Source organism: Thiohalophilus sp. (assembly GCF_034521165.1).
Lineage (GTDB): Bacteria > Pseudomonadota > Gammaproteobacteria > UBA6429 > Thiohalophilaceae > Thiohalophilus.
Genome location: NZ_JAXHMV010000003.1, coordinates 1 through 14,919, shown reverse-complemented (window position 1 = coordinate 14,919; position 14,919 = coordinate 1). Strand labels below are relative to the sequence as shown.

Sequence of the window (14,919 nt, the reverse complement as noted above, 5' to 3'; positions counted from 1 at the left end):
TTCGCCGGAATGACAAGCTAATCCTCGTACCTCGTTACTCGTCCCTCGGCACTGCCCGAAGGGCCAGCGTCCTCTGCGTTATTTTCCAGAGAGCCTGAACTAGGATGGCTGCCGCCATATACCAGGGCAGAGCCAAAGTGGTGTTACACTTGCTATTGCCAGTATGACCTGCGCGACTAGCTGGTGATCTTGTCCTGGCTCGAACTGGTTAATAACTCGAACTCAGGCTTCGGCACTTTCAATCCGGTTTCGCCCCTTATCCTTGGCACTGTAAAGTGCATTGTCGGCCCGTTCGAACAGCTGTTCAGCATCCCCCTCTTCGGCCCGGGCAAGGCCACAGGACGCGGTAACCAGGACACGACTCCCGCGAAAGTGAAATTCCAGCGCCTCGATCGCCTGGCGCAGTTTTTCACCCACGACTTTCGCGGCAGCGATATCCGATTCAACCAGAATGATCGCAAACTCTTCACCGCCGTAACGGGCCAGAAAATCGGTTTCGCGCAACTGTTGCTGCATCACACCGGCAATCACCTTCAGAACCTTGTCACCGGCAGCATGCCCGTAGGTATCGTTGATTTCCTTGAAATGGTCGATATCCCACAACATCAGCACAAAATCGGTGTTATAGCGCCGATGCCGTGCGATTTCCTCCTCCAGTCGCCGGTCGTAGGCCATGCGATTGGGAATGCCGGTTAACGCGTCCGTTTCGGCCTTGTTCTGGGCTTTTTTCACCTGCTGGCGCAGTTTGTCCGACTCGGCTTCCGTCGCCCGTAACTGGTTTTCCAGGCGCTGGATAATTTCATGTGATTCACCACCGCGACCTTCTTCCTGCTCGAGAAAACGATCCACATGATTTCGGATAATCACCACCCGCGACTGGATCGCGGTTTTTAATGAATCGAGATCCAGCGCCTCGTCCACGGTCTGCTCGATCGAACTGACTTGCGAATTGACCATCTGGTTCATTTCACGTGATTCACTCAACGCGGCATCCCGCAGGCGTGCGGTTTGCTGTATGTCCTTGTCCAGCTCCTGCAGTCGATCGGTCAGTTGCAGCAGGAAGTTTTCCAGATCCTGTTTTTCCGACCTTACCCGTGATTGCAGATCGGCGATCAGTTTGACGGTATCATCCAGGCCCCGGGTTAATGTCGCCACGTCTTCACAGGGCTCGAGTTTTTTACGTACCAGTTCCGACTCCACCGCCAGATCGTCGGAAAAATCGATGCGCTCGAGCAATTGAATCAGAATTTCCCCGGCCAGGGCGCAGGCAATCCCTTCGTCATCGGTCACTATTTCTGACTTTGTCACATCAGCTTCCGGCTGACCCGAGTCGACTTCAATCGATACAGGTTGCTGCCTTTGCGGCGCATCGGCGGTATCAGTCTTTTCCCTGGCACCACGACGAAACAGTGAACTCAAAAGACCTGTTCTGTCTTCTTTTGCTTCTGCGGAACCTTTTGACTGTGCGGCACCGGGCGGCAGGCCTTGTTCAATCGTCAGGCTCAACAATTCTGCCAGGATTTTGACCGCATCGGACAGCTCGCTGACGCCCGCGACACGCGCCAGTTTTTTTCTGACATATTTTTCCTGGCGGGCCAGATCCTCCGGAATCGGCAGTTCATCCAGAAGCAGTTGCAAGGCGTGGGCCGGATTTGATTGTCCCTCTTTATTACCTGTGCGTTCCGGCAGGCGGCCGATTGCTGTATTGATGTCGCTGAACAGCGATTCCAGGCGAGACAAATCACTGCTGTCACGGATCTGGCCACGCAGCTTCTCGAGTTGCTTGCCCAACTGGGCGTCGTCGGTTTCGGCAATCAGGCTAAGACGGGAGACCAGTAGTCTCAGCTGTTTTTCCAGCTGCGCCCATTCGCGTTGCCGTTCGTCCAGCTCATCCAGGCTGTCGTAATATTTTTTCTTCCAGTGATCGGCCTCACGGCTGCTTTTACCGGTCTCGTTCGCCATACTCAGCCATCCAGATTCTGCAGATAGTCATTCAGGGTTTGTGACTTGTTGCGCTGGTAGCGGTGAAACTGCATGCCCGGCGGCAGTCTGACTTCCATCATTAACGGCAGATGATCGGAACCGAAATTCTCGAGTTCGCAAAACTTGTTGATGGTTAATTCGGATGTTGCCAGGATATGATCGATATTATGTTGCGGGCGCCAGCTGGGAAAGGTGTGCACACCCTCGATCGGCTCATGCAGGCGGGTGCGTGTGATCAGGTGCTGCATCTCGCGACTGTCATGCCGACAGTTCATGTCCCCCATCACGATCGCATGCGGAAAACTGTTCACCACATCGGCGAGATAATCCATTTGCAGCAGTCTGGCCCGTCGACTCAGGGCCAGATGCACAACGATGACCGCCAGCGTATCTTCGCCGGCATCGTAACGGGCAAGTATGGCCTGGCGACCGGGGATCAGGCCCGGTAGACGCAGGTCCTGTATCTCGGCAGGATGAAAATGGCTCAACAAACCGTTACTGTGCTGCGCGATACGACCAAATTTACGGTTTACCTGATGATGCCAGTAAGGAAATTCACCCCGCTCCGCCAGATATTCGGTCAGATTAATGAAGTTACTGCGCAGACTGCCGGCATCGACTTCCTGGACACCTACGATGTCATATTCCTTCATCATCTCCGCCGCCAGGTCCAGATTGCCGAGACGCCGGGCACAGGGCAGGACATGCCGCCAGCTGCCGGTGAGGTATTGATACGGACGACTGGTCTTGATCCCGACCTGGACGTTGTAGCTGAGTATTTTCAGCGTTTGTGCCCTGTCGTCGGTAGCGGTCTGTTGCGACATCATCGTCAGTTCAGATCGGACAGATCATTTCACCCAGCTTCTGGGTCAGCTTGAGGTTCTCGCTGTAATCCACCGGGCAATCGATAATACTCACGGTATTATCGGCCAGCGCGGTTTTCAGCGTCGGCAGCAGATCCTCGCCTTTTTCGATTCGATAGCCTTTGGCGCCGAATGATTCGGCGTATTTGATAAAATCCGGATTGTTGAAATCCACGTGTGACTTGCGGCCGAAACTGTTGATCTGTTTCCATTCGATCAACCCGTAGCCATTATCATTCCAGACCAGGATCACGATGGGCGTTTTCATGCGCATGGCGGTCTCGATCTCCTGGGAATTCATCAAAAAGCCGGCATCGCCGGTTACGGCCACCACGTTACGGTCTGGATACGCCAGTTTGGCGGCGATGGCGCCGGGCAGGGCAATGCCCATGCTGGCAAACCCGTTGGAGATCAAGCAGGTGTTGGGATATTCGCAGCGGAACATGCGCGCCATCCACATTTTATGTGCCCCGACATCACACAGGGCAATGTCTTCAAGGTTCATCGCGGTACGCAGATCCCAGATGATCTTCTGTGGCTTGAGCGGCAGGGCCGTATCATCCTTGTGCTGATTCATATCCTCGATCAGCGCCTTACGCAGACTTTTCATGGCCGTGCCGGTATGCGGACTGGCCAGATTCATAATGCGCAACAGGGAATGCTTGATATCGCCGACGACGCCAACTTCTACCGGGTAATAGGCATCAACTTCCGCGGGCGAATTATCGATATGAATAATGGTTCGATCCTTGGTCGGATGCCATAAATAAGGATGGTACTCGACCAGATCATAACCGACACAAATGATCACATCGGCCCGGCTGAAACCGCAGCTGACATAATCGTTGGCCTGTAACCCGGCACTGCCCAGGGCCATCGAATGCTTGAAGGGCACCACGCCCTTGGCCATGAAGGTATTGGCCACTGGTATGCGCAATTGCTCGGCGAATTCGGCCAGCTGCTTCCAGGCGTGGCTGCGTATGACCCCGTTGCCGGCCAGTATGATCGGGTTTTTCGCGCGCGAGATAATATCGGCTGCCCGATCCACCTTCTCGCCCGGCGGCTCCGGCGGATAGGGATACTTGACCGGCAGGGGCTGATCGTCGATCTCCATCTCGGCGATATTTTCCGGAAACTCGATGAAACAGGCGCCGGTCTTCTCCGTCTGCGCCACCTTGAACGCCTTGCGTACGACCTCGGGAATAATGTCCGGGGTCAACAGACGTGAGGAATACTTGGTGATCGCGCGAAAGATCTCCTCGAGATCCAGTACCTGATGCGATTCCTTGTGCAGACGATGGGTGCTGGCCTGTCCGGCCACGGCCACCAGCGGGGCATGATCCATATTGGCATCGGCCACCCCGGTGAACAGGTTGGTGGCGCCCGGTCCCAGTGTTCCCAGGCAGACCCCTGCCTTGCCGGTCAATCGCCCGTAGACATCAGCCATGAACGCCGCGCCCTGCTCATGCCGGGTGGTGACAAACTCAATATCCGAATCCAGCAGGGCATCCATCACATCCAGGTTCTCTTCCCCGGGGATGCCAAAGATATATTCCACTTCTTCATTTTCGAGGCAGCGCACGAAAAGTTCGGCGGCTTTCATTCATTCATCTCCTGCTGGTCAATGCTGTTGATATGCCTGTAGACAGATTATTCGGGATCCGTTGCGAGCAGCTGCTGCACCACGCCCAGCATGGCATCGTGCCCGCCTGACATGGGGCCGTCGGTAATATAGCGACCATCGATGACCAGCGCCGGAACACCCTCGGCGCCATAACGCTTGGTCAGTTCAATGGCGCGGCGCAGCTTGCCGTCGACGGCAAAGGAATTGATCGTGTTGCGGAACGTCTCCGCGTCAACGCCGAACTCGGCAAAAAAGGCCTCGGCCTGATCACTGGTATGGATATGCTTACCGCCGGCGTGGATACGCTTGAACAGGGGGGCATGAATCTTGTCCCGGATCTCCAGTAATTCCGCGGTATAAAACAGTTTGGCATGCAACGCCCACTTCGGATTCGGGCGGCCAGTCTGCGGATGAACGAAGACCGCCGGCACGCGTTCGAAGCCAACATCGTCCGGTTTGTTCTCGACCCAGGTTTCCAGTTTCGGCTCAAAACGGTAACAATGGGGACAGCCGTACCAGAACAGCTCGACCACTTCGCGGGGCTTATCGGTCAGCTTTTCGACAGCCGGCGTAATGCGCCGGTATTCAATGCCCTCGGCATACTCCGCCTGGACCGGGGCCGGGAACAGCACCGCCAGCGCTAGCAGTGGGGCCAATATACGCAAAATCGTCTTCATCAATGACTCCTGATATTCGGTTATTCTCAGACTATTCAAACTCACTGCTCGAAGCAAGCCACGCCCCCCGATTCCCCCTCGTCCCGGCATCCGATAAGCTACGCCCTGCACACTGAGGAGATAGCCATGCCAACCAGAAAAGCTGCCAAACAAATCGACATTGCCGACTTCCTGAACCAGCAACACCTGTGCGAATCACTCACGCTGAACGAGGTCCAGACTCTGATGGAATTCACCGAGCCGGTCTTCTTCAAAAAGAATGAGGTGATCGCCGATATCGGCGAGATCGGCGAGGCCCTGTTCTTTATTATAAAGGGTGAAGTCGTCCTGTTTTTCGAAGATCACGGCAAGGACGTGGAAATCGGTCGCCTGAAGGAAGGCGAGGTGATGGGGGAAATGTCGTTTTTCGACCGCCAGGCGCGCTCCGCCCGGATTCGCGCCAGCGTCGGCGATACCCGCCTGCTCAAACTGACCCGCATCATGTACAACCGGCTGCGAGTTGAGCACCCCTTCATCGCCGTCAACCTCGTCGAACACACCATCATCAGCCTGGACCACCTGTTCCGCAGACTAAGTATGGATATTGCCAGCTTCAACCAGTACATGTACGGCAACGGACCCATCCGCTAGCCTCTTCTCCAGGTTGGTGGAAGGAACGCAAAGGACGCAAAGACGCGGAGGACGCCAAGAAAAACTATTATTTTCTTTGTGTTGGGCTCCAGACCTGAACGACGCGATTTGCGCGCAAACTGGAGCCCTGGCCCGGGGCCTGAGCCTCACAAGAAATCATCAAATTATTTCCTTTGCGTTCTTTGCGCCTTTGCGATCTAGAAACTTCGAACAATGGCTCCTCACAGCTCGCCGTAGGAGTGCAGGCCGGAGAGGAACATATTCACACCCAGGAAGGCGAAGGTGGTGACGAACAGGCCGATGATCGCCCACCAGGCCAGGGGGGCACCGCGCCAGCCCTTGGTCAGGCGCAGGTGCAGCCAGGCGGCGTAATTCAGCCAGACGATCAGGGCCCAGGTTTCTTTCGGGTCCCAGGACCAGTAACCACCCCAGGCCTCGGCCGCCCACATGGCACCCAGTACCGTCGCCACGGTAAAGAAGGCAAAGCCCAGCGCAATAGTCTTGTGCATGATGTCATCGAGCATGTCCAGACTCGGCATGCGCGCCACAAACCCGCTCTGCGGATTGCGGTTTTGCGCCCGCTCCACCAGCAGATAGGCCACACCGAGCATCGCGGCCAGCGCAAAGGCGCCGTAGCCGACGAAGTTGGCCGGCACGTGAATCTTCATCCAGTAACTTTGCAGGGCCGGCACCAGTGGCTCGATCTCGTGTGCGCCTTTTTCAAAGTGGTACCAGAGCAGGAATGCAATCGAGGCGGAGATGATCGTCAGGGCAAAGGCCCCCATGCCCTTGGCGCGGGTGCGCGCCTCGTAAAACAGGTAAATCAGGGCGGTAATGATCGCAAACAGGATAAAGACTTCGTACAGATTGCTGACCGGAATATGACCGACGTCATGGCTGATGAGATAGGATTCGCGCCAGCGCACCATCAGGCCGACAAAGCCCATGGTGGTGGCGACCCAGACCATGGAGGTGGCCACCTTGCCGATAAAATCGTTGGGTTTGGCCAGGTAGACATAATAGGTCACGGTGGCCATCACAAACAGCGCGCTCATCCACATGGTCGCCGACTGACTGGAGATCAGAAATTTAAGAAAGAAGTTCTGCTCGGCCTGACCGAGATCGTTACCATACAGACTCACCGCGAACAGGCTGATAGCGGCAATGGCAATCATCAGGTGCCGGGTCGCTTTCCAGTACCAGCCCAGCGCGATCAGGGCGATGGACGTACCGAAGAGAATGCCGACCTCGTAGTTGTCCATCAGCGCGGAATATTTGTTCCAGGCATAGCCGGCACCAAACAGCAGGGCCGCCGCCCAGATCCAGTCAAACAGGCTCAGCTGTTTGATAAAGGACTCCTTGCCGAAGTCCTGGTTAAATTGTTCCTTGGTTACCGCCATAGTCTGTCACCTGTCTGTCGTTATTGACGTGATGCATAATGCCGATCCAGTTCATCGGCGAGTCCATCAAACACCTTGCTGAAATCATTTTGATTACGGTTGCCCATCCCCGCCAGCATAACACGGCTGCCCTCGCCTTCCGGGCGAATCATCACCCACAGGCGCTGATGAGTGATATAGAACATCATGAACACCCCGATAATCAACATCACACAGCCCAGATAAACCACATTTTTCCCCGGGGAACGGGTAATCTGCAGGCCCGAGGCCTGACGCAGATCAAAGTTAGTCATCTGCAGATAAAACGGCGAGCTGTATGGCCCCATGGATGCCAGGGCATTGACTGCATCCTCGAACCAGCGCCCCTGTTCGGTGCTGATACCCTGTTCGAGGGCAACGTCTTCCGCCTGCAACAGTTCCCAGTACAGGTTTTCCAGCACGGTATTGAGAATTTTCAGATAGGTCTCCGCGACTTTCATCTGCTGCTCTTCCGGTACGGTTTGCTGAATGCGCCGATCGATCGCCTGATAACCGCCCCGGTTGAATTCACTGGTCAGTCGAACCATGGAGGTCACGATATTTTGCAACATCTCCTTATCCTGCATGTTCGCTTCGGACATCGCCTGACGGGCGCTTTGTTCGGCAATCCGACGCACACGATCCTTGTCATTTAACCAGGCATGAAGACGCATGAAGCGATCCACGGACATCTTGTCATCGGCGGGGATATGCAGATAGCGGAATGGCTCGGCCTGGCTTTCACGCATGCCACTTAAAAAGAAATAACGTCCTTCCTGACGTACCGGGACCATGTAATTGACGAATTCACGCGCCTCGCCGTTGGGCTGCCGCAGCCGGAAGGTAAAACTGGGGCCGTAATTGGTGAACTTCTTGCCGCTCTGGCCCATGGTACCGCCGCGCACCATCTCGCTCTGATCAAATTCTTCGTTGGGCGCCACTGCCAGCTCCTCATCGGCGGGGAACACATTGAATTCCTTGAAATCCTCAAACTCAATGGTCATCACGCCATCCGGCGTTTCGATCTGGCGTTTGGCCGCGACCTTGCCATCCAGTTCGATCGGTTGCGGGTTGCTGTCAAACAGCGGCCACGCCTTGAGCTGCATCTTTGTGCCGCCATCGGAGAAGCTGGCCTGATAGATAGCATAGCCACGATAGATCAGTGGATGATTCACCGCGATGGTCTCTTCCCTCGGCGCTTCGAGCTGATTGTCATGAATCACCAGATCGCTTTCAAAGGACTTGGGCTGACCGGAATCATAATATTTGACCCGAAATTCCTTGAGCTCGACGGCAAATGGCAGCTCCTGAACCAGATAGCCATCACGGATATTCAGAAATACCATATTGCTGACACTGTCTTCCGGCAACGTGATGTTGCCGCGAAACGACCAGTTCTCAGCCGGGCTCAGCCGGCTGACGGGCGGCACTTCCTTGGCGGCGATATCCCGTTTTTCGATCTTGATCTCGCCCAGCCATTCTTTAATCGACAGGCCAAGGTTACCGTCCATCAGACCACCGACACAGATCACCACGATACCGACATGGGTGAACAGATAGCCCAGCCGGTTCATCTGCCCCTTCATCAGGGCCAGGACGGTAACGCCTTCGCTTTCCTTGCGTCGGGCACGGTAACCCTTGTTATTAAAATATTGCGTGAAGGTCTGCTCGACCTGCTGCGGGGAGTCGCCCAGAGTCCATTCGCGAAAATTGCGCATGACCCGCAGGGACTTTTCTTTCATGCTCAGGCGATAATGGCCCATATCGCGCAACATGCCCGGCCCGTTGCGATAAACACAGACACTGGTGCTTAACAGCAAAAACCCGAGCAGCAGCAAAAACCAGACGGCCCCATAGACGTCGTACAGATCCAGCACCTTGAAGATCTCGTGCCAGTAGGGCCCGAACTTGATGATGTAATCCTGGTAAGGCTGGTTCTGCTGCAAAACCGTGCCGATCACCGACGCCACGGCGATTACGACCAGCATGGTGATCGCCAGGTTCATGGAACCGAGGAATTCCAGCCAGGCGGCCGGTTTTTGTTGTCGGGATTTACTCACGCTTGCTCGCCAATCTCATCGCCAATCCGGTGCGCTACGCTATCACACCCCGGGATAAATTTAACCTCGCCCCGCGGGACGCGGTTTATATTCTGGTGTTGTACCGGGCAGGAGTTATCTGCGTTTTTATCTGTAAACTATTATGGTTATTTTGTCCGGCACCGAGGCGGGTCGTCCCGGTGCGCCCTGTCACTCTCTTAAGTCTGCTTCGAGCGATACAAAGTTCCTTCGCTGCGGATAAAAAGTCGACTTTCAGGCGCAAAAAAGGGCGGAGATCCGCCCTTTTTTATCTTGCTTCGTTTGTCGGAACAATCAGTAACCGGCCATCAGTGCAAACCGGAAATATAAGACGAAACCGCCTTGATTTCCCGATCGTTCATCTTGCGGGCGATATCCCGCATCATGCCATTCATATCGTTGGTCCGCTTGCCGTCACGAAAATCCTTGAGGGCCTTGACCAGATAATCGGTATGCTGGCCGCTCAACAGCGGGAAATTCGCTGCCGGATTCCCGGCCCCGGTCGGACCATGGCAGGCGATACAGGCCGTCAGGCCCTTTTCAGGATTACCGCCCCGGTAGAGTTTCTCACCAAACGCCGCCAGTTCTTCATCGGCCTGACCCATGCTGGGAGACTGTTTGGCATAGTAGGCGCCAATGTCCGCCATGTCCTGCTCGCTCAAACCGGCAACCTGACCGGCCATCAGCGGATCGGAACGGGTCTCACCCCGTTTGAAATCCGCCAGCTGCTTGGCAACATAGCCGGCATGCTGACCCGCCAGCTTGGGAAAATTGGCAACCGCACTGTTACCTTTTTCGCCGTGGCAGGCGACACAGGCTGCGACCTTGGCTTCACCGGCTTTGGCATCGCCGGCCGCCTGGGCCGTGGAGGCAAACGCCGGTACAAACAGGACTACCGAGAGAAAACTGACTAACGTTGAATACTTCATTTGTGATTAAACCAACCTTGCGATGTTTGACAAACTGTTCGGACGCTTACTGGACCTCGGAGAGCATGTAATCGACCGCGGCCTTGACGTCCGCATCGCTCAGATCCGCGCGGCCGCCCTTGGCCGGCATGGCATTGAAACCATTAAGAGCATGGTTATACAGGGTCTCTTTCCCCTTGGACAGACGATCCGCCCAGGCGCTCTTTTCCAGCTTCGGTGCGCCGGCGGCGCCGGTGCCATGACAGGCGAAGCAGGCCTGCTGATAGGTTTGTTGACCTTCAGCCGCCGAGGCAACGGAAGCCAGACCCAGCATGGCCAGAGATACGACAGTACCGGTGATTGCTTTTTTCATTAGTCTACTCCTAACTCCAATCGATGTTGATGGTATAAAACTTTCGACCATGACGCCGTCCCCAGGTTCGTCATGCTAGAATCTGTGCACACGAAGCGGCAGTCTGTATATCAGCTGCTCAATATCCGGTCAAGACGACCCATTATACCCCAGAGCCACGCCGAAACCCACTACCGAGGCGCCGTGAGTACCCGATTCGACCAGTTACGCCGACCCTACGCCGCCATCCACTTCCTGCTCAGCGTGCCCCGGCCGCAGCAGGCGCCGGCGGATACAGGCGTCGAAGTCGCCTTCGCGGGGCGCTCGAACGCCGGCAAATCCAGCGCGCTCAATGCTCTGACCGGGCGCAAGGCCCTGGCCCGCACCAGCAAGACGCCCGGGCGCACCCAGCACCTGGTCTTCTTCGCCCTGGACGAGCGGCGCCGGCTGGTGGATCTGCCCGGCTACGGTTTTGCCCGGGTGCCCGAGGCCGTGCAGCGCGAGTGGGGCGAGGCCATGGCGGTCTATCTGCAGCAACGCCAGTCCCTGGCCGGCCTGATCCTGCTGATGGATATTCGTCACCCGCTGACCGACTACGACTGGCAAATGCTCGAATTCTGCCGCCACGCCGACCTGCCGGCCCACATCCTGTTGACCAAGGCCGACAAGCTCAAGCGGGGGCCGGCACAAAACACCCTGCTGGCGGTGCGCAAACAGCTGGCCGATTATCCCCAGGCCAGCGCACAACTGTTCTCCGCCACCAAAAAACAGGGGCTCGAGGAGGCATTAAACGTGGTCAACCGCTGGCTCGACCTTGAGCCGGATCAAGGGCAGCAAAAAAAAACCCCGGAATAGGGGTTGGGATGTGGGGAATTGCGTCATTCCGGGGTCAAGTTCGCCCGGCATTGGGGACCGGGCCTTGAATCCCGCTCTGGGTTAAGCGGGGTCAGACACTCTCAGCGTAGTGCGCCCGATGCCCCGGTAACAGGCGGCGATTGTGAACGTTTGTTAAATCTATGCCACTGGTTCCCGATTCAGTTTCATTTCAGAAAAGTCCGCTAGAATGTCCTGATAAACAACCGATCCGGCCGGGCTTACCGTAACCCGCGGGTTACACCGGGCCGGTTCAAAAACAACTTGCCATTGCAACGGGGAGAACAACCATGCTCAAACGCTTTCATCTGCACACCCTGTTCAGCAGTTTGCTGCTGCTGATCCTGCTGCTGCCCGAGGCGAACGCCATGCCGGCCTTCGCCCGCGACTACAAAATGTCCTGCGCCACCTGTCACGCCGCCTTTCCCAAGCTGAACGCGTTCGGGGAAAGCTTTGCTGCCTCCAACTTCCGCCTGCCCAACTGGAAGGACAACACCGTGGCCACCGGCGACGACATGCTGGCCCTGGCCAAGACCCCGCCGATAGCGTTTCGCGCCCAGGCCTTTGCCCAGGCGCGCGATGCCGAGGCGATCACCGACCTGACCACCGGGGAATCCACGGAAGTCGACAGTGATTTTCAGTCGCCCTATCTGATCAAGATGCTCTCCAGCGCCCCGTTGTCGGAACACATTACCTATTACTTTTACGCGATCTTCGCCGAGAAGGGCGGCAACGGCGAGACCATCGTCGAGGATGCCTGGTTCTCCCACGATGCCCTGTTCGGCACGGATGTGGGCATGATGCTCGGCCAGTTCCAGGTCTCGGATCTGATGTTCCCGCGCGAGACCCGCCTGACCTTCCAGGACTACATGGCCTATCGCATGGCCGGCATCACCTATGATCGCGGTGTCATCTTCGACACCACCGCCGGGCCACTGGATCTGGCCGTCGGCCTGGTCAACGGCAACGGCATCAAGGAGAACCTCACCATCAACAGCCCCGGGTATCAGCGCTCGGACCATCTGTTCGACAACGATACGTCCAAAGCGGTGTTCGGCCGCATCGGCGGGGATATCGGACCGGTCGCCGCCGGGCTGTTCGGTTACAGCGGCCAGCAAAAAAATGCAATTACCGATGGAAACAATCCCGCCGGTACCGGTAGCGGCAATCGTCAGACCGACAAGAACATCGTCGGCCTCGATTTCAACGGCAAGCTCGGCAACAAGACCTACTGGTTCGCCCAGGCCCTGTGGAACGAGTGGGACGGCTTCATCAATGCCGGCCAAAACTACGAATGGTTCGGCGGCTTTGTCGGAATCGATTACATCCACAGTCCGCGCTGGGCCCATTCACTGCTGTATAACTACGCCGACGCCGGGGATCTGGAAAACACCGATACCATCTATGAAGGTATCGCCATGGAGACGGTGACCTATACGGCCTCCTATTATTTCATGCGCAACGTCAAGGGCGTGATCGAGTTCAATGCCGATCTGCAAAGTGATGTAGCCAAAACCGGCACCTACTGGACCGGCCACCTGACCAACGAAAACTATTTCCTGGTCGGCTTTGACGCGGCGTTCTGAACATCTATTCCGGGTCGAGATGATGATGCACAGAAGGCATTCTACCCGGCTATAAGACTCTCGCAGAGACGCAGAGGTCGCAGAGAATAAACGATAGTAGTTTCTCTGCGCCGTGGCGTCTCTGCGAGAGATCCGCTTTTTCCTTCTACGACACCTGCCTCAAACAGGGATAACCACCGAAACACCGAACAACACCGCCGATTGCCGGACACCGCGTTGCTATGTCCGGCCTACCAATGGACGGCTCTCGCAGAGACGCAGAGCGACGCTGAGAATACGCAATATCAGATTTCTCTGCGCCATGGCGTCTCTGCGAGAGTTCCGCTTTTTCCTTACTACGACACCTGCCCCAAACAGGGATAACCACCGAAACATCGAACAACACCGCTGATTGCCGGACATCGCGTTGCAGTCCGGCCTACCAATGGAATTACTCTCGCGGAGACGCAGCGTGCGCGGAGAATAAACGCGTGCAGTTTCTCTACCCCTGGCGTCTCTGCGAGAGGTCAGCAGGGTGTCACGCAGGCTAACGCCAGCGTGACCTGCAGAATTAGTCAGAATATAAAGTGGGCAAAAAAATGCCCCGGACGAAGTGGGGATAAAGCGCCGTCCGGGGCCTTCAAAATAGCCCGGCTTGGGGAAACCGGGCTTTTAATTCCCACTACAGGGAGGGTTGCGGGAATAAGCGCATTACTGCGCTCACAAAATAGGACACCCCCGGACCGGGAAAGTTCCGGCCAGTCTCACAGCCCCGATCAATGGGCTCGCGACCGCGAGCGGCTAACGCTGAACCCGGCGGTGATCGTAATCATGCAACAGGCGCTCGAGTTGCTGGATAATCCGACGCCAGCGTTCCGAGTCCATCGATAAGCCCTGCAAAATACCGGCGAACTGGTTTGAATAGGGTGTCTCCTCCAGTGGCGAGGCGGCAATCACCTCCAGCCGTTCCCGATTGGCGTTGTAATGTTCCACCAGAAAATCGATCATCGAATCGCTCAACGGCACCTGATACACCCGGCGAATACGCAATGCCAGGTACTCGGCACTTTTGCCCAGGTCCTCGCGCACCTCGCGCACCGCCGCGGCCCCCAGGCCCGCCTTGGCATCGGCGCTGAAGCCGGCTTCCAGCCCGCCGAGATAGGCGGCACGACTGCTGTAGATCGCCCGCTGAATGCTGGCGTCGGTCAACGGGACATACGACTGCAGGATCAGCACCAGGCGAATCGCCAGGCGCTTGATATCCTCGCTGTTTAACGATCGCCCGCCGCGTTGCAGCCCCGCCTCGGTGGACCGAAAACCGAGCCCGCGCAGGTATTCGCAAAACTGCTTCGCCACTTCGATCTTCGCTTCATCATCCAGCGCAATGCGCTCTTCGCGAATCCGCAGTCCCCGCGAGCGACGCGGCAACACAAGTTGCGCGGGCTGTCTGGCATGGCGCTGGCGTAACTCTTCCCAGCGCTCCAGCGCCCGGATATAACGATCCCGCCATTTTTGAACTTCCTCGCTGGCCCGACGGCTTTCCCGCACCAGATCCAGAATCGTTTTCAACTCCGGCCAGCTGGCCGCCTCACCGAGCCGGCCCTGCTGGACCAGTTGCTCCAGCCCGGAGGCCAGCCGGGCCAACAGCTCCTCCGGCGACAAACTGGTCACCGACTCATCGAACCCCAGCTCGGGATGATCCGACAGATAGGCCGCCAGCGCCTGCAGGCGCGTGGTGGCCATCGCCTGGCGAACGCTGTAACGATTACGCGCGTCCTCCACCTCATCCAGACTGCGTACCTGCTGCCAGCCGCCCTCATAATCGATCACCAGACGGGTGATCTCACGGCCGCTCAAAAGCTCGAAAGCCAGCACCAGCAACTCCTGAACATCCTCGTGCGCCATTAGATCGAGATTCTGGCGATCGGCGGCGGCAAAGATCGCCGCA

At 56.8% G+C, this 14,919-nt stretch carries 11 protein-coding genes and 1 pseudogene; 3 read left to right on the top strand and 9 right to left on the bottom strand.

Annotated elements, in window-relative coordinates; translation table 11 throughout:
- Positions 1-222: 222 nt before the first annotated feature.
- Genes U5K34_RS03770 through U5K34_RS03755 form a run of 4 tightly spaced genes read right to left on the bottom strand, consistent with a single transcriptional unit; the run spans position 223 to position 5,147 of the window.
- Positions 223-1,962 (bottom strand): diguanylate cyclase, encoded by a 1,740-nt coding sequence (locus U5K34_RS03770; protein WP_322564170.1) that lies wholly within the window; start codon positions 1,960-1,962, stop codon positions 223-225.
- A gap of 2 nt (positions 1,963-1,964) precedes the next feature.
- Positions 1,965-2,810, bottom strand: a complete 846-nt coding sequence (locus U5K34_RS03765; RefSeq protein ID WP_322564171.1) for an endonuclease/exonuclease/phosphatase family protein — start codon at positions 2,808-2,810, stop codon at positions 1,965-1,967.
- A 7-nt stretch (positions 2,811-2,817) separates the two neighbouring features.
- A complete protein-coding gene (locus U5K34_RS03760) occupies positions 2,818-4,449 on the bottom strand; it encodes an acetolactate synthase large subunit (protein ID WP_322564172.1) in 1,632 nt (543 codons plus the stop codon).
- Between the two features lie 47 nt (positions 4,450-4,496).
- On the bottom strand, positions 4,497-5,147 hold the full coding sequence (locus tag U5K34_RS03755; protein WP_322564173.1) for a thiol:disulfide interchange protein DsbA/DsbL: 651 nt from the start codon (positions 5,145-5,147) through the stop codon (positions 4,497-4,499).
- Positions 5,148-5,273: 126 nt separating this feature from the next.
- Here U5K34_RS03755 and U5K34_RS03750 point away from each other — a divergent pair, with 126 nt between their 5' ends.
- The gene (locus U5K34_RS03750) at positions 5,274-5,777 is read left to right on the top strand and encodes a cyclic nucleotide-binding domain-containing protein (protein ID WP_322564174.1); all 504 of its coding nucleotides are present in this window, start codon (positions 5,274-5,276) and stop codon (positions 5,775-5,777) included.
- A 221-nt stretch (positions 5,778-5,998) separates the two neighbouring features.
- Here the strand turns inward: U5K34_RS03750 and ccsB are convergent, their stop codons facing one another.
- The 4 genes from ccsB to U5K34_RS03730 all read right to left on the bottom strand — a co-directional run bounded on the left by ccsB (position 5,999) and on the right by U5K34_RS03730 (position 10,554).
- Positions 5,999-7,177: a c-type cytochrome biogenesis protein CcsB gene (gene ccsB / locus U5K34_RS03745; protein WP_322564175.1), complete on the bottom strand. Its 1,179-nt coding sequence runs from the start codon at positions 7,175-7,177 to the stop codon at positions 5,999-6,001.
- 20 nt (positions 7,178-7,197) lie between these two features.
- The gene (locus U5K34_RS03740) at positions 7,198-9,255 is read right to left on the bottom strand and encodes a cytochrome c biogenesis protein ResB (protein WP_322564176.1); all 2,058 of its coding nucleotides are present in this window, start codon (positions 9,253-9,255) and stop codon (positions 7,198-7,200) included.
- 326 nt (positions 9,256-9,581) lie between these two features.
- Positions 9,582-10,202, bottom strand: coding sequence for a c-type cytochrome (locus U5K34_RS03735; protein WP_322564177.1), 621 nt, complete (start codon positions 10,200-10,202; stop codon positions 9,582-9,584).
- Between the two features lie 46 nt (positions 10,203-10,248).
- Positions 10,249-10,554 (bottom strand): c-type cytochrome, encoded by a 306-nt coding sequence (locus tag U5K34_RS03730; RefSeq protein ID WP_322564178.1) that lies wholly within the window; start codon positions 10,552-10,554, stop codon positions 10,249-10,251.
- 183 nt (positions 10,555-10,737) lie between these two features.
- On the opposite strand from U5K34_RS03730, the gene yihA reads away from it, so the two are divergent.
- Positions 10,738-11,388: a ribosome biogenesis GTP-binding protein YihA/YsxC gene (yihA, locus tag U5K34_RS03725; protein ID WP_416224014.1), complete on the top strand. Its 651-nt coding sequence runs from the start codon at positions 10,738-10,740 to the stop codon at positions 11,386-11,388.
- Between the two features lie 308 nt (positions 11,389-11,696).
- Positions 11,697-12,992, top strand: a complete 1,296-nt coding sequence (locus U5K34_RS03720) for a hypothetical protein (RefSeq protein WP_322564179.1) — start codon at positions 11,697-11,699, stop codon at positions 12,990-12,992.
- Positions 12,993-13,772: 780 nt separating this feature from the next.
- On the opposite strand, the pseudogene U5K34_RS03715 reads toward U5K34_RS03720, so the two are convergent.
- Positions 13,773-14,919: pseudogene (locus U5K34_RS03715) on the bottom strand (hypothetical protein); the annotation flags it as partial.

Bases quoted from the DNA above. Each gene is read 5' to 3' on its own strand.
- U5K34_RS03770 (WP_322564170.1), bottom strand. From the start codon at position 1,962: ATGGCGAACGAGACCGGTAAAAGCAGCCGTGAGGCCGATCACTGGAAG.
- U5K34_RS03765 (WP_322564171.1), bottom strand. From the start codon at position 2,810: ATGATGTCGCAACAGACCGCTACCGACGACAGGGCACAAACGCTGAAA.
- U5K34_RS03760 (WP_322564172.1), bottom strand. From the start codon at position 4,449: ATGAAAGCCGCCGAACTTTTCGTGCGCTGCCTCGAAAATGAAGAAGTG.
- U5K34_RS03755 (WP_322564173.1), bottom strand. From the start codon at position 5,147: ATGAAGACGATTTTGCGTATATTGGCCCCACTGCTAGCGCTGGCGGTG.
- U5K34_RS03750 (WP_322564174.1), top strand. From the start codon at position 5,274: ATGCCAACCAGAAAAGCTGCCAAACAAATCGACATTGCCGACTTCCTG.
- ccsB (WP_322564175.1), bottom strand. From the start codon at position 7,177: ATGGCGGTAACCAAGGAACAATTTAACCAGGACTTCGGCAAGGAGTCC.
- U5K34_RS03735 (WP_322564177.1), bottom strand. From the start codon at position 10,202: ATGAAGTATTCAACGTTAGTCAGTTTTCTCTCGGTAGTCCTGTTTGTA.
- U5K34_RS03730 (WP_322564178.1), bottom strand. From the start codon at position 10,554: ATGAAAAAAGCAATCACCGGTACTGTCGTATCTCTGGCCATGCTGGGT.
- U5K34_RS03720 (WP_322564179.1), top strand. From the start codon at position 11,697: ATGCTCAAACGCTTTCATCTGCACACCCTGTTCAGCAGTTTGCTGCTG.